The 26,330-nt window shown below is 40.3% G+C and carries 24 protein-coding genes; 17 read left to right on the forward strand and 7 right to left on the reverse strand.

Annotated elements, in window-relative coordinates; all coding sequences use genetic code 11:
* Positions 1–60 precede the first annotated feature (60 nt).
* The gene (locus tag N8M20_RS03630; RefSeq protein ID WP_004256659.1) at positions 61–1,344 is read right to left on the reverse strand and encodes a uracil-xanthine permease family protein; all 1,284 of its coding nucleotides are present in this window, start codon (positions 1,342–1,344) and stop codon (positions 61–63) included.
* 301 nt (positions 1,345–1,645) lie between these two features.
* A complete protein-coding gene (rsmG, locus tag N8M20_RS03635; RefSeq protein ID WP_261079093.1) occupies positions 1,646–2,359 on the reverse strand; it encodes a 16S rRNA (guanine(527)-N(7))-methyltransferase RsmG in 714 nt (237 codons plus the stop codon).
* Positions 2,360–2,452: 93 nt separating this feature from the next.
* On the opposite strand from rsmG, the gene N8M20_RS03640 reads away from it, so the two are divergent.
* Positions 2,453–3,013 carry a LemA family protein gene (locus tag N8M20_RS03640; RefSeq protein WP_120718843.1) on the forward strand — a complete coding sequence of 187 codons (561 nt, stop codon included), beginning with the start codon at positions 2,453–2,455 and terminating at the stop codon, positions 3,011–3,013.
* Position 3,014: 1 nt separating this feature from the next.
* On the forward strand, positions 3,015–3,914 hold the full coding sequence (htpX, locus tag N8M20_RS03645; protein WP_261079094.1) for a zinc metalloprotease HtpX: 900 nt from the start codon (positions 3,015–3,017) through the stop codon (positions 3,912–3,914).
* 44 nt (positions 3,915–3,958) lie between these two features.
* Here htpX and N8M20_RS03650 read toward each other — a convergent pair whose 3' ends face one another.
* Positions 3,959–5,518, reverse strand: coding sequence for an ATP-binding cassette domain-containing protein (locus N8M20_RS03650; protein WP_261079095.1), 1,560 nt, complete (start codon positions 5,516–5,518; stop codon positions 3,959–3,961).
* A gap of 238 nt (positions 5,519–5,756) precedes the next feature.
* Positions 5,757–6,086, reverse strand: a complete 330-nt coding sequence (locus N8M20_RS03655) for a helicase BlpT (RefSeq protein WP_261079096.1) — start codon at positions 6,084–6,086, stop codon at positions 5,757–5,759.
* A gap of 167 nt (positions 6,087–6,253) precedes the next feature.
* Between N8M20_RS03655 and N8M20_RS03660 the strand changes: the two genes are divergently transcribed.
* The 6 genes from N8M20_RS03660 to carB all read left to right on the forward strand — a co-directional run bounded on the left by N8M20_RS03660 (position 6,254) and on the right by carB (position 13,852).
* Positions 6,254–6,796 carry a YceD family protein gene (locus N8M20_RS03660; RefSeq protein WP_000773212.1) on the forward strand — a complete coding sequence of 181 codons (543 nt, stop codon included), beginning with the start codon at positions 6,254–6,256 and terminating at the stop codon, positions 6,794–6,796.
* A complete protein-coding gene (nth, locus tag N8M20_RS03665) occupies positions 6,796–7,425 on the forward strand; it encodes an endonuclease III (protein ID WP_261013879.1) in 630 nt (209 codons plus the stop codon). The genes N8M20_RS03660 and nth overlap by 1 nt, the downstream gene beginning before the upstream one ends.
* 210 nt (positions 7,426–7,635) lie before the next feature.
* Complete coding sequence (gene pyrR / locus N8M20_RS03670) at positions 7,636–8,157, forward strand: bifunctional pyr operon transcriptional regulator/uracil phosphoribosyltransferase PyrR (protein WP_004257972.1); 522 nt, start codon at positions 7,636–7,638, stop codon at positions 8,155–8,157.
* An 18-nt stretch (positions 8,158–8,175) separates the two neighbouring features.
* Positions 8,176–9,099: an aspartate carbamoyltransferase catalytic subunit gene (locus N8M20_RS03675; protein WP_261079097.1), complete on the forward strand. Its 924-nt coding sequence runs from the start codon at positions 8,176–8,178 to the stop codon at positions 9,097–9,099.
* Between the two features lie 49 nt (positions 9,100–9,148).
* Positions 9,149–10,228, forward strand: a complete 1,080-nt coding sequence (locus N8M20_RS03680; protein WP_000166853.1) for a carbamoyl phosphate synthase small subunit — start codon at positions 9,149–9,151, stop codon at positions 10,226–10,228.
* A gap of 447 nt (positions 10,229–10,675) precedes the next feature.
* Entirely contained in the window at positions 10,676–13,852 is a 3,177-nt protein-coding gene (carB, locus tag N8M20_RS03685; protein WP_261079098.1) for a carbamoyl-phosphate synthase large subunit, read from the forward strand.
* A gap of 69 nt (positions 13,853–13,921) precedes the next feature.
* On the opposite strand, the gene N8M20_RS03690 is transcribed toward carB, so the two are convergent.
* Genes N8M20_RS03690 through tacF form a run of 3 tightly spaced genes read right to left on the reverse strand, consistent with a single transcriptional unit; the run spans position 13,922 to position 17,033 of the window.
* On the reverse strand, positions 13,922–14,731 hold the full coding sequence (locus tag N8M20_RS03690; RefSeq protein ID WP_261079100.1) for a LicD family protein: 810 nt from the start codon (positions 14,729–14,731) through the stop codon (positions 13,922–13,924).
* A gap of 1 nt (position 14,732) precedes the next feature.
* Complete coding sequence (locus N8M20_RS03695; protein ID WP_261079102.1) at positions 14,733–15,536, reverse strand: LicD family protein; 804 nt, start codon at positions 15,534–15,536, stop codon at positions 14,733–14,735.
* A gap of 9 nt (positions 15,537–15,545) precedes the next feature.
* Complete coding sequence (gene tacF / locus N8M20_RS03700) at positions 15,546–17,033, reverse strand: type IV teichoic acid flippase TacF (protein ID WP_261079103.1); 1,488 nt, start codon at positions 17,031–17,033, stop codon at positions 15,546–15,548.
* 440 nt (positions 17,034–17,473) lie between these two features.
* Here tacF and N8M20_RS03705 point away from each other — a divergent pair, with 440 nt between their 5' ends.
* From N8M20_RS03705 to N8M20_RS03745, 9 genes are all read left to right on the forward strand, one after another.
* The gene (locus N8M20_RS03705; protein ID WP_261079105.1) at positions 17,474–18,181 is read left to right on the forward strand and encodes an IspD/TarI family cytidylyltransferase; all 708 of its coding nucleotides are present in this window, start codon (positions 17,474–17,476) and stop codon (positions 18,179–18,181) included.
* Between the two features lie 4 nt (positions 18,182–18,185).
* Positions 18,186–19,208: a ribitol-5-phosphate dehydrogenase gene (locus tag N8M20_RS03710; RefSeq protein WP_196310319.1), complete on the forward strand. Its 1,023-nt coding sequence runs from the start codon at positions 18,186–18,188 to the stop codon at positions 19,206–19,208.
* A 16-nt stretch (positions 19,209–19,224) separates the two neighbouring features.
* On the forward strand, positions 19,225–20,094 hold the full coding sequence (locus N8M20_RS03715; protein ID WP_261079106.1) for a phosphotransferase family protein: 870 nt from the start codon (positions 19,225–19,227) through the stop codon (positions 20,092–20,094).
* Entirely contained in the window at positions 20,084–20,962 is an 879-nt protein-coding gene (locus N8M20_RS03720) for a DMT family transporter (protein WP_173254232.1), read from the forward strand. Before N8M20_RS03715 ends, N8M20_RS03720 begins: the two co-directional genes overlap by 11 nt.
* Before the next feature lie 11 nt (positions 20,963–20,973).
* Positions 20,974–21,663, forward strand: a complete 690-nt coding sequence (locus N8M20_RS03725; protein ID WP_261079107.1) for a sugar phosphate nucleotidyltransferase — start codon at positions 20,974–20,976, stop codon at positions 21,661–21,663.
* A gap of 87 nt (positions 21,664–21,750) precedes the next feature.
* Entirely contained in the window at positions 21,751–22,599 is an 849-nt protein-coding gene (gene dprA, locus N8M20_RS03730) for a DNA-processing protein DprA (RefSeq protein ID WP_261079108.1), read from the forward strand.
* Positions 22,600–22,868: 269 nt separating this feature from the next.
* The gene (gene topA / locus N8M20_RS03735; RefSeq protein ID WP_261079109.1) at positions 22,869–24,956 is read left to right on the forward strand and encodes a type I DNA topoisomerase; all 2,088 of its coding nucleotides are present in this window, start codon (positions 22,869–22,871) and stop codon (positions 24,954–24,956) included.
* Positions 24,957–25,212: 256 nt separating this feature from the next.
* Positions 25,213–25,572 (forward strand): YbaN family protein, encoded by a 360-nt coding sequence (locus tag N8M20_RS03740; RefSeq protein ID WP_261079111.1) that lies wholly within the window; start codon positions 25,213–25,215, stop codon positions 25,570–25,572.
* A 93-nt stretch (positions 25,573–25,665) separates the two neighbouring features.
* Complete coding sequence (locus N8M20_RS03745) at positions 25,666–26,298, forward strand: copper homeostasis protein CutC (protein WP_261079112.1); 633 nt, start codon at positions 25,666–25,668, stop codon at positions 26,296–26,298.
* Positions 26,299–26,330: the final 32 nt, after the last annotated feature.

The following is a 26,330-nucleotide window of genomic DNA, read 5'->3' on the forward strand; positions in this document are numbered from 1 at the left end:
TTATTTTAACATTAAAAAAATCCACTCAGTCGTCTGAGTGGATTAGGTGTGTTTAGACTCTTAATCTTTATTTTCGTATGGCAAGATTAAGTTCAAGATGATTCCTGTCATGGCTGATAGGGCAGTTCCTGAAAGGGTAACTGGACCAAGTTTAAGGATAGCTCCTCCAAGTCCAAGGACTAACATAGCGCTTGCGATGATGAGGTTACGCATTTGAGCGAAATCAACACGTTCTTTAATCAAGACTTTCAAACCGTTGCTGGCGATAACTCCATAGAGAAGGATTGACATACCACCAAGAACAGCGTTTGGAATAGTTGAAATTAAGGCAGTGAATTTACCAAGGAAGCTAAGTGCAATCGCAATAAAGGCTGCGTTACGGATAACTGAGACAGAAGCGATACGAGTCATACCGATAACCCCTGTATTTTCTCCGTAAGTTGTATTGGCTGGTCCACCAAGGAAGGCAGAAACAGAAGTTGCGATACCGTCACCAAGAAGAGTACGGTGAAGACCTGGTTCTTTCAAGAATTGACGGCCACAGATTTGACCCAAAACAGTATGGTCTCCGATATGTTCAGAAATTGTTACGATAGCGATTGGCAAGATGGCAATAGTTTCTGGACCAAAGTAAAGATTGTACTCTTTAAAGGCACCACCTGTGCTAAATGGCAAGTAGAAACCAGGAATTTCGAACCAGTTGGCTTTAAGAACTGGTGTAAAGTCAACCAAGCCAAGAGTTAATGCGAAGAGGTAACCACCGATAATGGCAAAGAGGAAAGGAATGATTCGTAGGAAGCCTTTTCCTTTTGTATTGATAAAGGCAGCAATCAAGAAAGTAACAACCGCTACAAGAGCATTTTTCCAATTTCCGTCCGCTACAAGACCAGCGTTAGTAACTGCTGAACCTGCAAGTCCAAGACCGATAACGATGATCATAGGTCCGATAATGATTGGTGGTAAGAGTTTATCAATCCATTTTGTACCTGCGAAACGAACACCGGCAGCAACAAGGACATAGACCAAACCAGTCAAGATAACCCCTGTTTGGGCAGCAGATACATCCCCACCCATTTCCTTCATAGCCAGTGACATAGCTGTGATAAAGGCGAATGATGATCCTAGATAAACTGGAACTCTAAATCCAGTTGAAATCATGTAGATGAGTGTTCCAACACCTGAAGCAAAAAGGGCAACAGATACAGGCATTCCCAAAATCAAGGGTACCAAGATGGTCGCACCGAACATGGCGAAAACGTGTTGGAAACTAAGGAGAATTCCTTTTCCAGCCGAAGGACGTTGGTCAACGTCTAGTAACAAATCAACAGTTGATTCTTGTTTCATATAAACCTCACTTTTGGGCATCAAAAAAGAGCCCATTATTTTACAGCAATAGGCCCTCAGAGTAAGACTTCTCTAAAATCTAGACTTTAAAGAGTTTCAAATATTTCTGCGTCTTCGTCACCTCACGGGATGACATTAAAAACCTTTGCTTAGGATAGTATAGCAGAAAAAAATGATTTTGTAAATCATTTTTTCCCGAGCCTAGAAATAAAAAAGCGAGGTTGATTTTGTAAATCATTTTTTCCCGAGCCTAGAAATAAAAAAGCGAGGTTGATTTTGTAAATCATTTTTAGTAAAAAATTTAGAGCGGACGTTTGTTGGGCATACCAGCTTTACGTGGATATTTATTTGGTGTTTCCTTTTTCTTTTCTACCACTGTGATGTAACGCGGATCTCCATTTGGTAGGGCGTAGCTGAGATTGTCTTCTACTTTACTAAAAAGGAGGTTGAGGGCATTCTTAGCTTCTAATAACTCCTCAGGCGCATTGCTGGCCTTGAGTGCCAATAGTTTTCCGCCAACTTTAAGGTAGGGAATAGTTAATTCAGATAGGACTTGCATACGGGCAACCGCACGAGCCGTTACAAAATCATATTGAGCACGGAAGATTTTGTCTTTGGCAAAATCTTCGGCACGTCCATGGTAGAAATGAACATCGTCTAAATCCAGTTCTTGAGCCAAAAGTTGGAGGAAGTTGATGCGCTTATTGAGTGAATCAATGATGGTCACATCTAACTGAGGATAGAGGATTTTCATTGGTAGACTAGGAAATCCTGCCCCAGCACCGATGTCAAGAAGTTTGATAGTTTCATTGGGAATCAAGCCTTGCAGAATGGGTGCAATCGAATCGTAAAAATGTTTGAGATAAACTTCTTCCTTGTCTGTAATAGCTGTTAGATTAATTTTTTCATTCCACTCGACCAAGAGTTCAAAATAACGATCAAATTGTTTTTTTTGCTGGTCCGAAAGTGGAAGATTTTGCTCGGCAAGCAGGTTGTAAAATGTTTCTGGTTTCATAGTTATTTCCTTCTTTAGTATCATCTTATTTTACCACAATCATTAAAAATTTGATATACTGGTACTAATCTAAAAGCAGAAAGGACTTATATCATGACTTGGATTATTCTTGGAGTTTTGGCTCTTATTGTTATTTTTGTGATTGTTAGCTATAACGGTTTGGTTAAAAATCGTATGCAAACCAAGGAGGCTTGGAGCCAGATTGATGTTCAGTTGAAACGTCGAAATGACCTCTTGCCAAACTTGATTGAAACTGTAAAAGGTTATGCTAAGTATGAAGGTTCTACCCTTGAAAAGGTGGCAGAACTGCGTAACCAAGTGGCGGCAGCGACTTCACCAGCAGAAGCTATGAAAGCTAGTGATGCCCTTACTCGTCAGGTTTCAGGTATTTTTGCAGTTGCAGAAAGCTATCCAGATTTGAAAGCCAGTGCCAACTTTGTTAAATTGCAAGAGGAGTTGACCAATACAGAAAATAAAATTTCTTACTCTCGTCAACTTTACAACAGTGTTGTCAGCAACTACAATGTAAAATTAGAAACTTTCCCAAGCAATATTATCGCTGGAATGTTTGGATTTAAAGCAGCAGATTTCCTTCAAACTCCAGATGAGGAAAAGGTAGTACCTAAAGTTGATTTTAGCGGTTTAGGTGACTAAGATGTTGTTTGATCAAATTGCAAGCAATAAACGAAAAACGTGGATTTTGTTGCTGGTATTTTTCCTACTCTTAGCTCTTGTTGGCTATGCGGTTGGTTACCTCTTTATGCGGTCTGGGCTTGGCGGTTTGGTTATCGCTCTGATTATCGGCTTTATCTATGCCTTGTCCATGATTTTTCAATCGACAGAGATCGTCATGTCCATGAATGGAGCGCGTGAGGTTAATGAGCAAACGGCACCAGACCTCTACCATGTAGTAGAAGATATGGCTATGGTGGCTCAGATTCCTATGCCTCGTGTTTTCATCATTGATGATCCAGCCTTAAATGCCTTTGCTACAGGTTCTAACCCTCAAAACGCAGCGGTTGCTGCGACGTCAGGTCTCCTAGCTATCATGAATCGTGAAGAACTAGAAGCTGTTATGGGACATGAAGTCAGTCATATTCGTAACTACGATATTCGCATTTCGACTATTGCTGTTGCCCTTGCTAGTGCTATCACCATGCTTTCTAGTATGGCAGGTCGTATGATGTGGTGGGGTGGAGCAGGTCGCAGACGAAGTGACGATGATCGAGATGGAAATGGTCTTGAAATCATTATGCTAGTGGTTTCCCTACTTGCAATTGTGCTGGCACCTCTCGCTGCAACCTTGGTGCAACTAGCTATTTCTCGTCAGAGGGAATTTCTAGCTGATGCTTCCAGTGTCGAGTTGACCCGCAATCCTCAAGGGATGATCAATGCCTTGCGCAAGTTGGACAATAGTGAACCAATGCATCACCACGTCGATGATGCCAGCAGTGCACTTTATATCAATGATCCCAAGAAAGGGGGAGGGTTCCAAAAGCTCTTTTATACCCACCCACCTATCCCAGAACGGATTGAACGTTTAAAACAGATGTAAAAAGAATCCAGAGATCGTCTCTGGATTTTTACTATGTTGAAAATTTATAAAGCTTCTAAATTAACTACCTCCAAACCGTGTTCTGTCAGGCGGTAGATGCTTGAACAGACCTCTTTTAAGAAACGCCTGTCATGCGAAACAGTGATGATACCGCCTGGATAGGTTGCAAAGAGTTTTCTTATTTCAGGTTGAGAAGTTGGAGAAAAGTTTCGTGTAGGTTCATCCAGCAGGAGAAAGTTTGGTTTACGCAGGACTAAATCCAAAAGCAGGAGTTTTCCCTGTTGTCCGCCAGATAAGGAGCAAATTTGATGCTGCATTTCTGGATAACTGAAATTGAGACTAGCTAAGTGAGATTGGATTTTCTGTAGTTCCTCTTTTTTACCAGTTTTGCTGAGGTAGGCTATTGGTGATAAATCCAATTGCAGTTTTTTGTGGTAATCTTGTGGCATAAAACCAAGCGAAATTTCTCTTTTGGCGCTAAGCAGCTGTTGAAACTTGGCTAGCAGAGTCGATTTCCCAATACCATTTGGGCCAATGATACCGATTTTTTCTTGGCCACGAACAGTTAGTTGAAGTCCTTGAGCCAAAACTCGCTCACCAATGGACAAATTCTCTTTTTCCAGTTGGATTAAGACTTTAGATACCGGTAATGGCTGTATATCTGAGAAAAAGAGTCTAATTTCTTCCTCTTCAAGTGGCTTTTGGGTCATGGCCTGAGCTGCCCTTTCGTAGCGTTTTTCTTGTGAGAGGACAGTTTTCATCTTTTTAGCCAATAGGCGACCGGCAGTACTGTCTTTGGTAGCTCGAAGTGCAGTTTCTACATTTTGCTTGACTCGCCGATGTTTTTCCATGGTTTTATCATAGGCTCTTTGGTCGTTAGCAGATTGCTGGCTTTGTCTGGCAAAATTAGCCTTTCTCTGCTCACTATAGCGATCATAGTCTAGGTGCTCTACTAGTGTTTCCGCTTCTTTACGGTGCTTGACCAGTCGCAAGTGGACAATAGAGTCTGCCGTTTCAGAAAGAAAGTCTTCATCATGGGAAATGAAAATAACGGTTTGCCTCATCTTCTGTATCTGTCTTTTTAGCCAATCAACTGTCTCAAGGTCCAGGTCATTTGAAGGTTCATCTAAAAATAGAATCTCAAAGGGTTTGGCTAACTCATGGATGAGCTGAATTTTCAAAGCTTCGCCACCCGATAGGCTCCCGATATCTTGGTCACTAGCAAAGCGATTACTATCAAAATGCAATTCCTCAGCTAAACGATAGAGGACACTGTAATCTAAATCAATAGTATCTAAAAAGAAGTAGTCGTGTAGACTTTTCTTTTTCAGGTCCTCAGGGAGTTTTTGAGGAATGTAGGCTATTGATTGATAATCAGATTGAATGTCTCCCCTGATAGTGAAATCAGGCAAAGCTTCCCCCATTAAAGTTTTAAGCAAGGTTGATTTGCCATTTCCTTCTTCGCCAATAATAGCTACCTTTTCACCATCTTGAATGGCCATTGTTAGGTCAGATACAAGATCTCGTAAATCTTTGTTTTGTGTGATGGTCAGGTGATTGATTTTTATCATATGATTGTCCTTTCTAGAATGTTCATAGTGCATAACAAAAAGCTCTACTTTACCTAGTAGAGCCCAAAGTCTATGTCAAAAAAACTCTATTAACATGCCAGAAAAAGAGCATAAAAGAGCACACAAAAAGAGACAAAAACAAGATCTACTAAATAAAGGTTCTTTATTTGATAGACTTAGTTGTTCATGTCTCCCTTACCTCCGAGTATTAGTATCTTTATACTATACCTTTAAGGAAATTTTGTCAATAGAAAACTGAAAATTCTAATCTCTAGAATCTAAAAACAGGTCCATAAAGAGTCAGTACGTGTTTGACATGCTCGTAATGAAATTTGTCGTAGTTTCTCAAAGCAGTGCGTGCTTGGTCGTTCAGTTTTAGGCTACCCAGTCCAATAAGTAGACTGGTACGTTGGTAAAATTTCTCAAGGTCGATTAAAATACTGTTGTTCAACTTTTCCGCTTTTTTGAGCTCTTGCATAGTAGTGTTTAGTAGCTCTTGTAGTCGAATATCATCTGCCGTACCCTGTTTGCAGCTTTGGAAACTTTTATTTAACACGGATAGGAGTTGGGTTGCATTAGTAATGAGTTCTTTATCTTCCATGTTAGCATCCTCCTTGCTCTGATGTATTCTTGCCTATAGATAGCACTAAAAAACAAAAATGTCATATTGAATATATTAAAAACTTGAATGTTAATTACAAAGTTTGGTGGGCTGATTTGTAGCCTTTTCATGGTATAATCAAGAGAGTAAATCTTTATGGAGGAAGTATGAAATTAAATATTCAAGAAATTCGTAAGCAGTCTGAAGGCTTGCATTTTGAACAAACCTTAGACCTAGCCGCAGACCTGCGTGCACGTAATCAAGAAATTTTAGATGTAAAAGATATCCTTGCTGTTGGGAAAGTACAGTACGAAGACCGTATGTATTTCTTAGATTATCAGTTGTCTTATACCATTGTCCTTGCTTCAAGTCGTAGTATGGAGCCAGTTGAGTTAGTTGAATCTTATCCAGTAACGGAAGTTTTCATGGAAGGTGCAACTAACCAACTAGATCAGGAAGTTTTAGACGATGACTTGGTCCTACCTATCGAAAATGGAGAACTTGACCTTGCTGAGAGCGTGTCAGACAATATCCTACTAAACATTCCTATCAAGGTCTTGACGGCTGAAGAAGAAGCTGGTCAAGGATTTGTGTCAGGAAATGACTGGCAAATCATGACTGAGGAAGAATACCAAGCTCAACAAGCAGTTAAGAAAGAAGAAAACAGTCCTTTTGCTGGCTTACAAGGATTATTTGACGGAGACGAATAATGGTCTTGTCAAAAAAACGAGCACGAAAGGTGCTAGAAGAAATTATTGCTCTGTTTCCAGATGCCAAGCCCAGTCTTGATTTTACCAATCATTTTGAACTCTTGGTTGCGGTCATGTTGTCAGCCCAGACAACGGATGCAGCGGTAAATAAGGCCACACCAGGTCTCTTTGCTGCCTTTCCAACGCCACAAGCCATGTCTGTGGCAACTGAGAGTGAGATTGCTTCACACATTTCTCGCCTGGGACTGTATCGGAATAAGGCTAAATTCCTTAAAAAATGTGCCCAACAGCTACTAGACGATTTTGATGGTCAAGTCCCTCAGACACGTGAGGAATTGGAGAGTTTGGCAGGTGTTGGTCGCAAGACGGCCAATGTTGTCATGAGTGTGGGATTTGGGATTCCAGCTTTTGCAGTTGATACTCATGTGGAGCGTATTTGTAAGCACCACGATATCGTTAAAAAGTCAGCGACACCACTTGAGGTGGAAAAGCGGGTCATGGATATTTTGCCACCTGAAAAATGGTTAGCAGCCCATCAGGCCATGATTTATTTTGGAAGAGCCATTTGCCATCCTAAAAATCCAGAGTGTGACCAGTACCCACAGTTATATGATTTTAGCAATTTGTAAGATGGAACATCGAAAGTTTTTGCTTGATTTTAAGCATGCTTTGTGCTATAGTAATTGATAACTAAATATTCCTTTAAACCTGTCCCGTGAGGCAGGCAAGGAGAACGATTAAGTAGTAGGGTGAAGTCTATACTGTTTGCAGTAGGGCTCGCTTGGCTATACATTTCAAGTCTCCTTGTTTAAGGAGACTTTTCTTTTTGGAGGTTTGTCATGAAGGCAAAAGAAGTTGTAGACGAATTGACCGTCAAACGAGCGATTACGCGTATTACTTATGAGATTATCGAACGTAACAAAGATTTGAATAAAATCGTCTTAGCTGGTATTAAAACGCGTGGTGTCTTTATTGCCCACCGAATCCAAGAACGTTTGGAGCAGTTAGAAAATCTTTCAGTTCCTGTTGTGGAATTGGATACGAAACCTTTCCGTGATGATGTTAAAAGTGGAGAAGATACATCTTTGGTTTCTGTTGATGTGACAGATCGTGAAGTTATCTTGGTGGATGATGTGCTTTATACAGGCCGTACTATCCGTGCTGCTATTGATAATATTGTCGGTCATGGTCGTCCTGCGCGCGTGAGTTTAGCAGTTCTAGTCGATCGTGGACATAGAGAGTTGCCAATCCGTCCAGATTACGTTGGAAAAAACATACCAACTAGTCGTTCTGAAGAAATCATCGTAGAGATGACAGAACTTGATGGCCAAGACAGAGTTCTGATTACTGAAGAAGCTTAGAAAGCTAAAGGAGTAGCCATGTCAGAAAATCAACAAGCATTGAACCATGTGGTGTCCATGGAAGACCTCACTGTCGATCAAGTCATGAAATTGATCAAGCGAGGAATTGAGTTTAAAAATGGAGCTCAGCTTCCCTATGAGGACCATCCGATTGTCTCCAATCTTTTCTTTGAGGATTCTACACGGACGCATAAGTCCTTTGAAGTGGCAGAGATTAAACTGGGATTGGAGCGACTGGACTTTGATGTGAAGACTAGTTCAGTCAATAAGGGTGAAACACTTTATGATACCATTTTGACTTTGTCTGCTTTAGGAGTTGACGTCTGTGTGATTCGTCACCCAGAGGTTGACTACTACAGAGAGTTAATTGCTAGTCCCACGATTACGACTTCCATCATAAATGGTGGAGATGGTTTGGGCCAACACCCTAGCCAGAGCTTGCTTGATTTGATGACTATTTATGAGGAATTTGGTCACTTTGAGGGGCTCAAGGTCGCTATTGCAGGTGACTTGGACCATTCACGCGTTGCCAAATCCAATATGCAGATTTTGAAACGCTTGGGAGCTGAACTCTTTTTTGCTGGACCTGAGGAATGGAGAAGTCAAGAGTTTGCAGACTATGGACAGTTTGTAACTATTGATGAAATTATTGATCAGGTGGATGTCATGATGTTTCTTCGTGTGCAACATGAACGCCATGATAGTGGAGCTGTCTTTTCAAAAGAAGACTACCATGCCCAACATGGCTTGACTCAAGAACGTTACGAGCGCTTGAAAGAAACAGCAATCCTTATGCACCCAGCTCCAGTCAACCGTGATGTAGAAATCGCAGACCACTTGGTTGAAGCACCAAAATCACGGATTGTCCAACAAATGACCAATGGTGTCTTTGTTCGAATGGCAATCTTAGAATCCGTACTGGCGAGTAGAAACGCCAACTAAAACACAAGACGTTAAAAGACGCCAGTGAGCGTCCACGAGAGGTGAAAATATGACAAAAAGACTTCTAGTATTAGAAGATGGCACAGTTTTTGAAGGCAAGGCCTTCGGAGCAGATATTGATGTAACAGGCGAAATCGTCTTTAATACAGGCATGACCGGCTACCAAGAATCCATTACAGACCAGTCTTATAATGGACAAATCTTGACCTTTACTTATCCTTTAGTAGGAAATTATGGAATTAACCGTGATGATTACGAATCCATTATTCCAACTTGTAAGGGAGTCGTTGTTTTCGAAGAAGCACGTCGAGCTAGCAACTGGCGAAATCAAATGACGCTGGATGAATTTTTGAAAGCTAAGAAAATTCCAGGTATTTCAGGGATTGATACGCGTGCTCTTACCAAGATTATCCGTAAACATGGTACGATGCGTGCAACCTTGACTCATGTTGGGGACAGTATGGACCATGTGACGGATCAGCTCCAAGCAACAGTTTTGCCGACAGACAATATCAAGCAGGTTTCTACTAAAACATCCTATCCAGCTCCAGGAGTTGGTTTGAGTGTTGTCTTAGTTGACTTTGGTCTCAAGCACTCAATCCTACGTGAACTTTCTAAGCGAAACTGTAACGTGACGGTTGTTCCTTATTCAACAACGGCGGAAGAAATTCTCCATCTCAATCCTGACGGAGTTATGTTGTCAAACGGTCCAGGTAACCCAGAAGACGTTCCACAAGCACTCGACATGATTCGTGGTGTGCAAGGAAAAATTCCAATCTTTGGTATTTGTATGGGGCATCAACTCTTTGCAATGGCAAATGGGGCTAAGACCTACAAGATGAAGTTTGGACACCGTGGATTCAACCATGCGGTACGTGAAATTGCAACAGGACGAGTAGACTTCACCAGTCAGAACCATGGTTATGCAGTTAGCCGTGAGGATTTGCCAGAGCATTTGATTATTACCCACGAAGAAATCAATGACAAGTCAGTCGAAGGTGTGCGCCACAGATACCAACCTGCTTTCTCTGTTCAATATCACCCAGATGCAGCCCCTGGTCCACACGACGCAAGCTACCTATTTGACGAGTTTATCGAGATGATGGAAGCTTTTAAACAATCAAACTAAGAACGAGTAAAAGCTCGTTGGAGAATTTATGTAACTGAACACGGACGGGAAGCTCGGAATTTAGAGAAACCAATTTGGATTGTCAATCCTTCCTTGGTTTCCTAAAATTCAATTGCTCTCTATTCGTCCTTTGTATCTTATTTAATGTCGCTCTGTGAGGCGACGAATAGAAAGGCAGGTCGTTTCTTTTAGTCGCTATCAGGCGAACTAAAAACTCCCTGCACTAGATTTTTTACCGAAAAGTATCGTTTCGCTAAAAAATCGTCGGAGAATTTATTTAATGGCAACCTGAGAGTTGCCGAATAGAAAGGAGAAGATACATTGTTCGCGGAAGTGAACACGCCCTAAGAACTGTGTGAAAAAGATAAACATCGTCTTGACGCTGAAGGCGTCTGCACCGAGTTTCCTATTTTCACTGTGTTCTTTACGGGCTTTGTATCATAAACTATGCCTAAACGTACTGATATTCAAAAAATTATGGTGATTGGTTCTGGTCCGATTATTATTGGTCAGGCTGCTGAGTTTGACTACGCTGGGACCCAGGCTTGCTTGTCGTTGAAAGAGGAAGGTTATGAGGTTGTCTTGGTTAACTCAAACCCTGCCACCATCATGACAGACAAGGAGATTGCGGACAAGGTTTATATTGAACCGATTACACTTGAGTTTGTAACGCGTATTCTTCGTAAGGAACGTCCAGATGCCTTGCTACCAACCCTTGGTGGTCAGACAGGGCTCAACATGGCCATGGAATTGTCTAAAAATGGTATCCTAGATGAACTTGGTGTTGAGCTTCTGGGAACTAAACTATCTGCCATTGATCAAGCGGAGGACCGTGACCTCTTTAAACAATTGATGGAAGAGCTCAACCAACCAATTCCAGAATCTGAAATTGTCAACACAGTCGAAGAAGCTGTTGCCTTTGCAGCAACAATTGACTACCCAGTCATCGTCCGTCCAGCCTTTACACTTGGTGGTACTGGTGGTGGTATGTGTGCCAACGAGGAAGAATTGCGTGAAATCGCTGAAAATGGTTTGAAATTGTCACCTGTCACCCAATGTTTGATTGAGCGTTCGATTGCTGGTTTCAAGGAAATCGAATACGAAGTGATGCGTGACTCAGCTGACAATGCTTTGGTTGTTTGTAACATGGAAAACTTTGACCCAGTTGGGATTCACACAGGGGATTCCATCGTGTTTGCCCCTGCGCAAACCATGTCAGATTATGAAAACCAAATGCTACGTGACGCGAGCTTGAGCATCATTCGTGCCCTCAAGATTGAAGGTGGATGTAACGTTCAGCTGGCTCTTGATCCACACAGCTTCAAGTACTACGTCATCGAAGTAAACCCTCGTGTATCACGTTCGTCAGCCCTGGCATCTAAGGCGACAGGTTATCCAATTGCCAAATTGGCTGCTAAGATTGCTGTCGGTTTGACCTTAGATGAAGTTATCAACCCAGTTACAGGTTCAACCTATGCCATGTTTGAGCCAGCCCTTGACTACGTGGTTGCCAAGATTCCGCGTTTCCCATTTGACAAGTTTGAAAAGGGTGAGCGCCGTCTTGGTACCCAGATGAAGGCAACTGGAGAAGTCATGGCGATTGGTCGTAACATCGAGGAATCTCTTCTTAAGGCTTGTCGCTCCCTTGAAATTGGAGTGCACCACAATGAAATGCCTGAGCTTGCATCGGTTTCAGATGATGCCTTGATTGAAAAAGTTGTCAAAGCCCAAGATGATCGCCTCTTCTATGTATCAGAAGCCATTCGTCGTGGCTACACACCAGAAGAGATTGCTGACTTGACTAAGATTGATATCTTCTACCTTGATAAACTCTTGCATATCTTTGAGATTGAGCAAGAATTGGGCGCACATCCTCAGGATGTCGATGTCCTGAAAACTGCCAAACTCAATGGATTTTCAGACCGTAAGATTGCTGAACTATGGGAAACGACAGCTGACCAAGTTCGCCAGCTTCGTTTGGAAAACAAGATTGTCCCAGTCTATAAGATGGTCGATACTTGTGCGGCAGAATTTGACTCTGAGACACCATATTTCTATTCAACTTATGGTTGGGAAAATGAATCTATCAAGTCTGATAAGGAATCCGTTCTAGTTCTAGGTTCTGGTCCAATCCGTATCGGGCAAGGGGTTGAGTTTGACTATGCAACCGTTCACTCTGTTAAGGCTATCCAGGCAGCTGGTTATGAAGCTATCATCATGAACTCAAATCCAGAGACCGTTTCAACAGACTTCTCTGTATCAGATAAGCTTTACTTTGAGCCATTGACATTCGAAGATGTTATGAACGTCATTGACTTGGAGCAACCAAAAGGTGTTATCGTTCAGTTTGGTGGTCAAACAGCTATCAACCTTGCGGAGCCATTGGCAAAAGCAGGTGTGACCATCCTTGGGACACAGGTTGCTGACCTAGACCGTGCCGAAGACCGTGACCTCTTCGAGCAAGCTCTAAAAGACTTGGACATTCCACAGCCACCAGGACAAACGGCTACCAATGAAGAAGAAGCAGTGCTTGCAGCTCGCAAGATTGGCTTCCCAGTCTTAGTTCGCCCATCTTATGTTTTAGGTGGACGTGCTATGGAAATCGTAGAAAATGAAGAAGATCTTCGTTCTTACATGCGTACAGCGGTTAAGGCTAGTCCTGACCATCCAGTCCTTGTTGACTCTTATATCGTTGGACAAGAGTGTGAAGTTGATGCTATTTCAGACGGAGAAAATGTTCTCATCCCTGGTATCATGGAGCACATCGAACGTGCCGGTGTCCACTCAGGTGACTCAATGGCCGTTTACCCACCACAAACCTTGTCGCAAAAGGTGCAAGAAACCATCGCAGACTATACTAAACGTCTAGCAATCGGTCTTAACTGCCTTGGAATGATGAACATCCAGTTTGTTATCAAGGATGAAAAAGTCTATGTTATTGAGGTTAATCCACGTGCCAGCCGTACGGTTCCATTCCTTTCTAAGGTGACCAATATCCCTATGGCTCAAGTAGCAACCAAACTTATTCTTGGTCAAAAACTTGAAGAACTTGGCTACCAAGATGGACTTTACCCTGAAAGCACCCGCGTTCATATCAAGGCACCTGTCTTCTCCTTTACCAAACTAGCTAAGGTAGACAGCTTGCTTGGTCCTGAAATGAAGTCAACAGGGGAAGTTATGGGTTCTGATACAACTTTGGAAAAAGCTCTCTATAAGGCCTTTGAAGCTTCTTACTTACACTTGCCAACTTTTGGTAACGTTGTATTTACCATAGCTGATGATGCCAAAGAAGAAGCCTTGGACTTGGCTCGTCGTTTCCAAAATATTGGCTATGGAATCCTCGCGACAGAAGGGACAGCAGCCTTCTTTGCCAGTCATGGATTGCAAGCCAAACCTGTTGGTAAGATTGGTGATGACGATAAGGATATTCCAAGTTTTGTTCGCAAAGGAAGAATTCAAGCTATCATTAATACAGTAGGAACCAAACGAACTGCAGACGAAGATGGTGAGCAGATTCGCCGTTCAGCCATTGAACACGGAGTGCCCCTCTTTACAGCCCTAGATACAGCTAATGCTATGCTCAAAGTATTGGAAAGCCGTAGTTTTGTTACAGAAGCAATTTAAATAGAAAAAAGAGAAGGTGTAACGATCTTCTCTTTTTTGTTATATTTTTTCTTGTAAACTACTGCTTAATCAGCTTTTGAGATAAGCTTTAATACTATGGCTATACCACTCTTGCATTTCCTTTGATGGTGGTGTCATATAATCCCCATACATCTGGGTTAAAAATTGATCATATTTTTTAGGGACAGGCAACATACGGCCCTCAAACTCAGTTAAGATGAGTTCTTTAAAGGTATCAATTGGAAATACTTCTTTCATACCTTCCTTACCAATCCCAATTCCTCCTTCATATTGAGGAGAGTTGGTTGTAGCATTTTTGACTAGCTGATCAATTTTCTTGTAAAAGTAACGGGGATTGACCACTCGGAGGGCGTACCAGCTACATAATCTTAGAAAATCTTTTAACTTGCTGTCACCGTGAACTGCGCGTGATTTTTTGATATAAGCTAGTTGACGAAGGGCTACATACTTATAGCTCTTGTCGACAATGCTCAAATCTGTAAAGCGATCAATTGGGAAGACATCGATGAAAAGGCTGGTATCATGACGCTTGTACTTAACATGGTCTTCGATAACAGTAGAAGTGTCCAAAATCGATGCGAAATTATGGAAGTACCAAGAAGAAGTGTCATATGAAAGAACCTTGTAGCGAGGGTGATTTTCTTCTTCAATAATCTTCAGTAAACGCTCATAATCTTCACGATAAAGGGAAATATCAATATCATCGTCCCAGGGAATCATACCTTTGTGGCGGATAGCTCCAAGCATGGTTCCATAACTTAGAAAATAAGGAATATCATGTTTCTTACAAGTCTCATCAATATAGTCCAGCAGGGCTAGTTGAATTTCTTTAATTTCTTCTTTTTCTAAATACTGCATCCTAATCCTCCAATTTGTAAGCGTGAAATTCATGACTGTAGAAGCGTTTTTCTTCTGGTGGTAGGGTCATATAATCTCCATAAAATTGTGTCAAAATAGTATCAAATTTTTCAGGTGCTGGAAGGCTTAAATTTTCAAAGGGTAAATCAATTGTTTTATCGAAGGTACCGCTTGGGAAGACTTCCTTTTCCTTAAATTTAGAAGGGATAAAAGCCATATAGCGCCCATTCTCACGATTATATTTTTGAATTTCTTTCTCGATTTTATTTGCAAAATAACGAGGAGAAACAGGTCGAAGGAGCAACCAAAAGGCTGTTCGTATCCAATCTTTTAAAAGGCTATCTTTATAGACAATATTTTTATGTTTACTGAAAGACAGTAGTTTGAAGCTTTCCAGTTTGTAACAAGTATCAATGACCTTAGGATCATCAAAGCGATCCATAGGGAAAATATCGATAAAAACACCGGACTCATAGGTTTTTGTATTTCGAGTATCAACAATTTTAGTCGTACTGTCGGTTATTTTGATAAAGTTGTTAAAGTAGTTTTTATCTGTTTCTAAGGATAAAAGTTTGTATTTACTTTTTTCCTTTTGAAAAATGTTTATAAATCGTTGGTAGTCTTCTCGAGGCATGGACAGATCAATATCGTCGTCCCAAGGGATAAAGCCCTCATGTCGAACAGCCCCAATCAGAGTCCCGTAGTTAATAATATAGTTGATATTGTGCTTTTTACAGAGAGTATCAATATAATCCAAAATTTCTAATTCAATTTGTTTGGCATCTTCAATGGTTAGTTGTTTCATTTTAAACTCCTATGATCTTTTGAATTTATTTTTTAAGGCTAGGACATAGTTTAAAAATTCATAGAAAATGCTATCTTTGGTGAAGGCAAGTAGACCAATATAAGAGATGGCTGATAGCAAGACAATCAAACCAGTATTAATCAAAAATGGCAAATTAATGACCATATCTACAGGATACAAGAAATTAATCAGGAAATAGATTCCTACAAAGGAAAGTGAAAAGAGCGAGTATCGAATAGTATAGCTGAAGATATGTCCTAAGTGGATGAGTTGTTTTCTATGGATGAAAATGATATAGAAAACAAGTAGAGAGGCCTCTGATAGCATAGTTGTCAGTAAGTAGTATTCAGGCGCCACGATGTGGTTGAAAAAGAGGAGACTATTTAAGCCCAAATTGAGCAATCCTGCAAAGACTGTATAGACTGTGATTCGTTTTTCATAGCCATTTGTAAAGAGAATTTGGGAACCAAGAATGGTATCCAGTGCCAGGATAATCGTACGAAAAGCGAAGAGAGAGGTTAAGATACCGCCTCCGATATATTTTTCACTACCGTAAAGTAGGATGGCATTTGGTCCTAAAACCATGAGTCCAAAACTGAGTGGAATGATAAAGAAGTTAAAGATTCGACTTCCTCTGTTAACAAGTGAGACATAAGCTTCCTTATCGCCTTTTCCTAGATAGTAACTGAGACGAGGCACACTTACTCCGATAGCTCCTGTTACAACACCAGCTATAACGGTCACAATTCGTTGAGCCATGGTATAGTAACTAACGTTGACATCAATCCCTGTTTTAACGAGGAAGAGGCGATCTAAAAAAGTGAAGAGCATATTGGCATTGGCAAAGACTAACATGGCTGTCAGAGGGAGAAAGAGTGGTTTAAAATCACTTAGGTGAATCTTAACAAGTTTGATGTCTCTTTTAATCCAAAAATAACTAATCAGGTAGTTAATCAGCGTCGATAAACTCATCACAAGTGTATAAACAACAATATCGTGTTCATTCTTGACAAACAGGAAAATAGAGACCAGCATCAGGATACGGATGAAGGCAGTCTTGTAAAAGAGAAAACTGTAATTTTCCAGAGCTTCATTGACCCACTCGATTGAAAAAATCTGGGCAATGAGTTGAATCCCCATAACAAGGTAGACTTTTTTGATGATTGGATTATCAGTAAAGAAGAGAGGATAGGCTAGGATATAGACAGCAGTGGTCAAAATTGTACACGCTATGCACAAATAAAAAAGACTAGAGAAGGTTCTATTCAGATCTTTTTTGTTATCCTTGACATTACTGATGGCCCGTAAACCGTAGTTATAGACCCCATAAGTCGCAAAGGGCAAGAAAAATGACAAAATAGTGTCAACTGAGTTGAAGTAACCATAGTCAGTTCGGTTCAAGACACGCGCGACGTAGGTACCAGTTAAGATGGGAAAAATAATATTCAAGACACGAATTCCCATATAAGATAGAGCATTTAATTTTATACTTTTCATTCAATTTACCTCGTTTTTCATTATATCATAAAGTCAGCTAATAAGAAATGAAGGGCAGTAATACTCTTCGAAAATCAAATTCAAACCACGTCAGCGTCGCCTTACCGTACTCAAGTACAGCTTACGGCTAGCTTCCTAGTTTGCTTTTTGATTTTCATTGAGTATAAGTCAAGTAATCACTTTGAAGTCTCAAAGTTTAATTTTAAGTTTTCTTTAAGAAAACTATATTATTCTGAAGAACTCTAAAATTTCACAGCCATTTATTAGTAATGACTACAGAATTCCTAGTCATTATTAGAAATGGACTAGTTTATTTGAATAATAGAACTCCTTAAACCTTCTATTCTAGAACGGGAGGGTCGGTATTTCTTTCATGATAGGACTAGATTGTGGTATAATAGAGAGAATAAGTTTTTTTAGTAAGACAAAGGAGAAAATAGATGATTTATGCAGGAATTCTTGCTGGTGGAACTGGCACACGCATGGGAATCAGTAACTTGCCAAAACAATTTTTAGAGCTAGGTGATCGACCTATCTTGATTCATACAATTGAAAAATTTGTCTTGGAACCAAGTATTGAAAAAATTGTAGTTGGGGTTCATGGAGACTGGGTTTCTCATGCAGAAGATCTTGTAGATAAATATCTTCCTCTTCATAAGGAACGTATCATCATTACAAAAGGTGGTGCTGACCGCAATACAAGTATCGAGAAAATCATTGAAGCCATTGATGCTTATCATCCGCTTACTCCAGAGGATATCGTTGTTACCCACGATTCTGTTCGTCCATTTATTACACTTCGCATGATTCAGGACAATATCCAACTTGCCCAAAATCATGACGCAGTGGATACAGTGGTAGAAGCGGTTGATACTATCGTTGAAAGTACCAATGGTCAATTCATTACAGATATTCCAAATCGTGCTCACCTTTATCAAGGACAAACACCTCAAACATTCCGTTGCAAGGACTTCATGGATCTTTACGGTTCTCTCTCTGCTGAAGAGAAGGAAATCTTGACAGATGCATGTAAAATCTTTGTCATTAAAGGAAAAGATGTAGCCTTGGCCAAGGGTGAATACTCAAATCTGAAGATTACAACAGTAACAGATTTGAAGATTGCAAAAAGTATGATTGAGAAAGACTAGTAAAATGATTAATCAAATTTATCAACTAACTAAGCCTAAGTTTATCAATGTCAAATATCAGGAAGAGGCTATTGACCAAGAAAATCATATCCTTATCCGTCCCAACTACATGGCGGTCTGTCATGCGGATCAGCGTTACTACCAGGGAAAACGGGATCCCAAGATTTTGAATAAAAAGCTTCCAATGGCAATGATTCACGAGTCATGTGGAACCGTTATTTCTGACCCGACGGGAACCTATGAGGTTGGGCAAAAAGTTGTCATGATTCCAAATCAGCCTCCTATGCAGAGTGATGAGGAATTCTATGAAAACTACATGACAGGGACCCATTTCTTGTCTAGTGGATTTGATGGCTTTATGAGAGAGTTTGTTTCTCTCCCTAAAGACCGTGTGGTGGCTTATGATGATATTGAAGACACGGTTGCAGCCATTACAGAGTTTGTCAGTGTTGGCATGCACGCTATGAATCGTCTATTGACCCTTGCTCATAGCAAGCGGGACCGAATCGCCGTTATCGGAGATGGAAGTTTAGCATTTGTGGTTGCCAATATTATCAACTATACTTTGCCAGAAGCAGAGATTGTGGTTATTGGTCGTCATTGGGAAAAATTGGAACTTTTCTCTTTTGCCAAAGAATGCTATATCACTGATAATATTCCCGAAGATTTGGCCTTTGACCATGCTTTTGAGTGTTGTGGTGGTGATGGTACTGGACCAGCTATTAATGACTTGATTCGCTACATTCGTCCTCAGGGAACGATTCTCATGATGGGAGTTAGCGAATATAAAGTCAATCTCAATACTCGTGATGCCTTAGAAAAGGGCTTGCTCTTGGTTGGTTCCTCTCGTTCTGGTCGCATTGATTTTGAAAATGCAATCCAAATGATGGAAGTCAAGAAATTTGCCAATCGTCTTAAAAATATCCTTTATCTAGAAGAACCTGTAAGAGAAATTAAAGATATTCACCGTGTCTTTGCAACCGATTTAAACACAGCCTTTAAAACTGTGTTTAAGTGGGAAGTATAAGTGCTGGAGGTTAATTGTGGAGAAAATCATTAAAGAAAAAATTTCTTCCCTACTTAGTCAAGAAGAGGAAGTCCTCAGTGTTGAACAACTGGGAGGTATGACCAATCAAAACTATTTGGTCAAAACAACAAATAAGCAGTACATCGTTAAGTTCTTTGGTAAAGGGACAGAAAAACTGATCAATCGTCAAGATGAAAAGTATAATCTTGAACTACTAAAGGATTTAGACTTAGATGTAAAAAATTATCTTTTTGATATTGAAGCTGGTATCAAAGTAAATGAGTATATCGAATCTGCGATTACGCTTGATTCAAGGTCAATCAAGACCAAATTTGATAAAATTGCTCCAATATTACAAACGATTCATGCTTCTGGTAAGGAATTAAGAGGAGAATTTGCTCCTTTTGAAGAAATCAAAAAATACGAATCTTTGATTGAGGAAAAAATCCCTTATGCTAACTATGAAGCGGTTCGAGAAGAAGTCTTCTCCTTAGAGAAAAGACTGGCTGACTTAGGTGTTGACAGAAAATCTTGTCATATTGATTTGGTGCCTGAAAACTTTATCGAATCACCTCAAGGACGACTTTATCTGATTGACTGGGAATATTCATCAATGAACGATCCAATGTGGGATTTGGCTGCCCTCTTTTTAGAGTCTGAATTCACTCGTCAAGAGGAAGAAGACTTCTTGTCTCGCTATGAGAGTGAGCAAACACCTGTCTCTCGTGAAAAGATTGCCATTTATAAAATTTTACAAGACGCTATTTGGAGTTTATGGACAGTTTACAAAGAAGAGCAAGGTGCAGATTTTGGTGATTATGGTGTGAGCCGTTACCAAAGAGCTATTAAAGGTTTGTTATATTATGGAGGTTCAGATGAAAAATAAAAATGGAGTTTCTTTTGGTCTACTCTCAGGTATTTTCTGGGGTTTAGGTCTAACGATTAGTGCTTATATCTTTTCGATTTTTACAGATTTGTCGCCCTTTGTGGTGGCCGCTGCTCACGATTTCTTGAGTATCTTTATCTTACTAGCTTTTCTCTTGGTAAAAGAAGGAAAAGTTCGTCTCTCAATTTTCTTAAATATTCGCAATGTTAGTGTTATCATCGGAGCCTTGCTGGCAGGTCCTATCGGAATGCAGGCCAATCTTTATGCGGTTAAGTATATCGGAAGTTCCTTAGCTTCATCGGTATCCGCTATCTATCCTGCGATTTCAGTTTTATTGGCTTTCTTCTTTTTGAAGCACAAGATTTCAAAAAATACTGTATTTGGTATTGTCTTGATTATTGCAGGAATTATTGCTCAGACCTATAAGGTTGAACAGGTTAATTCCTTCTACATTGGGATTCTCTGTGCTTTGATTTGTGCCATTGCATGGGGAAGTGAGAGTGTTCTTAGCTCTTTTGCCATGGAAAGTGAATTGAGTGAAATCGAAGCTCTCTTAATCCGTCAAGTAACTTCATTCTTGTCCTATCTTGTGATTGTGCTCTTCTCTCATCAGTCATTTGCAGAAGTGGCCAATGGACAATTGCTAGGTCTTATGATTGTCTTTGCAGCCTTTGATATGATTTCCTATTTGGCTTATTATATCGCTATCAATCGCTTGCAACCAGCCAAGGCTACAGGCTTGAACGTGAGCTATGTAGTATGGACTGTCTTGTTTGCAGTTGTTTTCTTGGGTGCACCACTAGATATGCTGACAATTATTACGTCACTAGTCGTCATTGCTGGAGTTTATATTATTATTAAAGAATAAAGGAGATTTGTGTGAAAGCCATTATCTTAGCAGCGGGATTGGGAACTCGCTTGCGTCCTATGACTGAAAATACCCCTAAAGCCTTGGTTCAGGTTAATCAAAAACCCTTGATTGAATACCAAATTGAATTTCTCAGAGAAAAAGGAATCCATGATATCATCATCATCGTCGGTTATCTTAAAGAACAATTTGATTACTTGAAAGAGAAATACGGTGTTCGCCTCGTTTTCAATGATAAATACGCTGATTACAATAACTTTTACTCTCTCTATCTTGTAAAAGAAGAATTGGCTAACAGCTATGTTATTGATGCGGATAACTATCTCTTCAAAAATATGTTCCGCAATGATTTGACACGTTCGACTTATTTTAGTGTTTATCGTGAAGATTGTACCAACGAATGGTTCTTGGTCTATGGAGATGACTATAAGGTTCAAGACATTACTGTTGATAGTAAGGCAGGTCGCATCCTTAGTGGTGTATCCTTCTGGGATGCTCCAACTGCAGAAAAGATTATCAGCTTTATCGACAAGGCTTATGCAAGTGGTGAATTTGTTGATCTCTACTGGGACAATATGGTTAAGGATAACATCAAAGAGCTAGATGTCTATGTTGAAGAATTAGAAGGCAATAGCATCTATGAGATCGATAGTGTCCAAGATTATCATAAATTAGAAGAAATTCTTAAAAACGAAAATTAAAGATTCCAACATCTGGCTAAAATAGTCGGATGTTTTTTGATTTTTTTACGAATAAATAGATGAGTAGAAAAAGAAATGGAGATATTTATGAAAATCACAAACTATGAAATCTATAAGTTTAAAAAATCAGGTTTGACCAATCAACAGATTTTGAACGTTCTAGAATACGGTGAAAATGTCGATCAAGAACTTTTGTTGGGTGATATTGCAGAAATATCAGGTTGCCGAAATCCAGCTGTTTTTATGGAACGTTATTTTCAGATAGACGATGCGCATTTGGAGAAAGAATTTCAAAAATTTCCATCTTTCTCTATTTTAGATGACTGTTATCCTTGGGATTTGAGTGAAATTTATGATGCGCCTGTACTTTTATTTTACAAGGGAAATCTTGACCTTTTGAAATTTCCTAAGGTAGCGGTCGTGGGCAGTCGTGCTTGTAGCAAACAGGGAGCTAAGTCGGTTGAAAAAGTCATTCAGGGCTTGGAAAATGAACTGGTTATCGTCAGTGGATTAGCCAAGGGCATTGACACAGCAGCTCATATGGCAGCTCTTCAGAATGGCGGAAAAACCATTGCAGTGATTGGAACAGGACTGGATGTGTTTTATCCTAAAGCCAATAAACGTTTGCAAGACTACATCGGCAATGATCATCTGATTCTCAGTGAATATGGACCTGGCGAACAACCTCTGAAATTTCATTTTCCTGCCCGTAATCGCATCATTGCTGGACTTTGCCGTGGTGTGATTGTAGCAGAGGCTAAGATGCGCTCAGGTAGTCTCATTACCTGTGAGAGAGCGATGGAAGAAGGGCGCGATGTTTTTGCTATTCCTGGTAGTATTTTAGATGGACTATCAGACGGTTGCCATCATTTGATTCAAGAAGGGGCAAAATTGGTCACCAGTGGGCAGGATGTTCTTGCAGAATTTGAATTTTAATACTCTTCGAAAATCTCTTCAAACCACGTCAGCTTCACCTTGCCGTAGGTATGGTTACTGACTTCGTCAGTCTCATCTGCAACCTCAAAGCAGTGCTTTAAGCAACCTGCGGTTAGTTTCCTAGTTTGCTCTTTGATTTTCATTGAGTATAAGACGAAATTTCGCTTACTAGATAAACTTTTCTTCTATATATAGGAGCTAAGTCTTGACAGTTATGGCAAAATGGTTTACACTTTATAAAGTTTATTACTTTGAAAAGGTGTGATACTGTGGCTACGGCAACAAAAAAGAAAAAATCAACAGTTAAAAAAAATCTAGTAATCGTGGAGTCGCCTGCTAAGGCCAAGACGATTGAAAAATATCTTGGCAGAAACTACAAGGTTTTAGCCAGTGTCGGGCATATTCGGGATTTGAAGAAATCCAGTATGTCCGTCGATATTGAAAATAATTATGAACCGCAATATATCAATATCCGAGGAAAAGGTCCTCTTATCAATGACTTGAAAAAAGAAGCTAAAAAAGCTAATAAAGTCTTTCTGGCGAGTGACCCGGACCGTGAAGGAGAAGCGATTTCTTGGCATTTGGCTCACATTCTCAACTTGGATGAAAATGATGCTAACCGTGTGGTCTTCAATGAAATCACCAAGGATGCGGTCAAAAATGCTTTCAAAGAGCCACGCAAGATTGATATGGACTTGGTCGATGCCCAACAGGCTCGTCGTGTCTTGGACCGCTTGGTAGGCTATTCGATTTCGCCTATTTTGTGGAAGAAGGTCAAGAAGGGCTTGTCAGCAGGTCGCGTTCAGTCTATTGCACTTAAGTTAATCATTGACCGTGAGAATGAAATTAATGCCTTCCAACCAGAAGAATATTGGACAATTGATGCTGTCTTTAAAAAAGGAACCAAGCAATTTCAGGCTTCCTTCTATGGAGTAGATGGTAAAAAGCTTAAACTGACTAGCAATGATGAGGTCAAGGAAGTCTTGTCTCGTCTGACTAGCAAAGATTTTTCAGTGGATCAGGTAGATAAGAAAGAGCGTAAACGCAATGCTCCTTTACCTTATACTACTTCATCTATGCAGATGGATGCTGCCAATAAAATCAATTTCCGTACTCGAAAAACCATGATGGTTGCCCAACAGCTCTATGAAGGAATTAATATTGGTTCTGGTGTTCAAGGTTTGATTACCTATATGCGTACCGATTCGACTCGTATCAGTCCAGTGGCGCAAAATGAGGCAGCAAACTTCATTACGGACCGTTTTGGTAGCAAGTATTCTAAGCATGGTAGCAAGGTAAAAAACGCTTCAGGTGCTCAGGATGCCCACGAGGCTATTCGCCCGTCTAGCGTTTCTAATACACCTGAAAGCATCGCTAAGTATCTGGATAAGGATCAGCTCAAGCTTTATACCCTTATCTGGAATCGTTTTGTAGCGAGTCAGATGACAGCTGCTGTCTTTGATACCATGGCTGTTAAATTGTCTCAAAATGGGGTTCAATTTGCTGCTAATGGTAGTCAGGTTAAGTTTGATGGTTATCTTGCCATTTATAATGATTCTGACAAGAATAAGATGTTACCAGACATGGCTGTTGGAGATGTGGTTAAGCAGGTTAATAGCAAACCAGAGCAACATTTCACTCAACCGCCTGCTCGTTATTCTGAAGCGACACTGATCAAGACCTTGGAGGAAAATGGGGTTGGTCGTCCGTCAACCTACGCACCAACCATTGAAACTATTCAGAAACGTTATTATGTTCGCCTTGCAGCCAAACGTTTTGAACCAACAGAGTTGGGAGAAATTGTTAACAAGCTCATCGTTGAATATTTCCCAGATATAGTAAACGTGACCTTCACAGCTGAAATGGAAGGCAAGCTGGATGATGTCGAAGTCGGAAAAGAGCAGTGGCAACGTGTCATTGATGCCTTTTACAAACCTTTCTCTAAAGAGGTTGCCAAGGCTGAAGAAGAAATGGAAAAAATCCAGATCAAGGATGAACCAGCTGGATTTGACTGTGAAGTGTGTGGTAGTCCAATGGTTATTAAACTTGGTCGTTTTGGTAAGTTCTACGCTTGTAGCAATTTCCCAGATTGCCGTCATACCCAAGCAATCGTGAAAGAGATTGGTGTAGAGTGTCCAAGTTGTCATCAGGGACAAATCATTGAACGCAAAACCAAACGTAATCGCCTTTTCTATGGTTGCAATCGCTATCCAGACTGTGAATTTACCTCTTGGGACAAGCCTGTTGGTCGTGACTGTCCAAAATGTGGCAATTTCCTCGTAGAGAAAAAAGTCCGTGGTGGTGGCAAGCAGGTTGTTTGTAGCAAGGGTGACTACGAAGAAGAAAAGATTAAATAAGAGGAGAGTCCTGAAAGTTAATTTTAGGCTCTTTTTGGTTGGAACTTGACAAAATTCATCATTTTATGCGAAACTAGAAGAAGATTATTTTATACTCAATGAAAATCAAAGAGCAAACTAGAAACTAACCGCAGGTTGCTCAAAGCACTGCTTTGAGGTTGCAGATAAGACTGACGAAGTCAGGAACCATACCTACGTCAAGGCGACGTTGATGCGGTTTGAAGAGATTTTCGAAGAGTATTAACTAGGAGAAGTTATGCGTATTATTTATCTAATTATTGGTTTTTTATCACTGGCCTTGGCTATTGTTGGGGTTGTTTTACCCTTGTTGCCTACAACACCTTTTCTTTTACTGTCTATTGCTTGTTTCTCAAGAAGTTCCAAGCGTTTCGAAAATTGGCTTTATCATACCAAGCTCTATCAAGCATATGTAGCTGATTTTCGAGAGACTAAGTCTATTGCGCGTGAACGTAAGAAAAAAATCATCGTATCTATCTATATCTTGATGGGAATTTCCATTTATTTTGCCCCTCTCTTACCAGTCAAAATCGGTCTGGGAGCCTTGACCATCTTTATCACTTATTATCTCTTCAAGGTCATTCCAGACAAAGAATAAGTAAAATTTGTAACTATTTCCCTTGATAAAAATGAAAGCATATTCACCACAATATGATATAATAAATTCAAAGTAATCTTCAAGGAGAATCAAATGATTTACGAATTTTGTGCTGAAAATGTGACCTTGCTTGAAAAAGCGATGGAGGCTGGAGCTCGTCGAATCGAACTCTGTGATAATCTAGCAGTGGGAGGAACAACACCAAGCTATGGAGTAACCAAGGCAGCGGTTGAATTGGCAGCTAACTACGATACAACCATTATGACCATGATTCGTCCACGTGGTGGCGACTTTGTCTATAATGAACTGGAAATTGCAATCATGTTAGAAGACATTCGATTGACTGCTCAGGCTGGAAGTCAAGGAGTTGTATTTGGAGCCTTAACTGCTGAGAAGAAGTTGGATAAACCTAATCTTGAAAAGTTAATTGCTGCATCAAAAGGAATGGAAATTGTCTTCCACATGGCCTTTGATGAATTGAGCGAAGAAGACCAGTTAGAAGCTATTGACTGGCTCAGCCAAGCCGGTGTCACTCGTATCCTAACTCGCGCTGGTGTGTCTGGCGATTCACTAGACAAACGTTTTGCTCACTATCACAGAATTTTGGAGCATGCTAAAGGTAAAATTGAAATTCTACCAGGTGGGGGGATTGACCTTGACAACCGTCAAACCTTTATTGACCAACTGGGCGTGACACAATTGCACGGAACCAAGGTTGTCTTTTAAAAAATAGAAAGGAACTGCTAGCTTTGGGTAGC

This window comes from Streptococcus mitis (assembly GCF_946190275.1).
Lineage (GTDB): Bacteria > Bacillota > Bacilli > Lactobacillales > Streptococcaceae > Streptococcus > Streptococcus mitis_DC.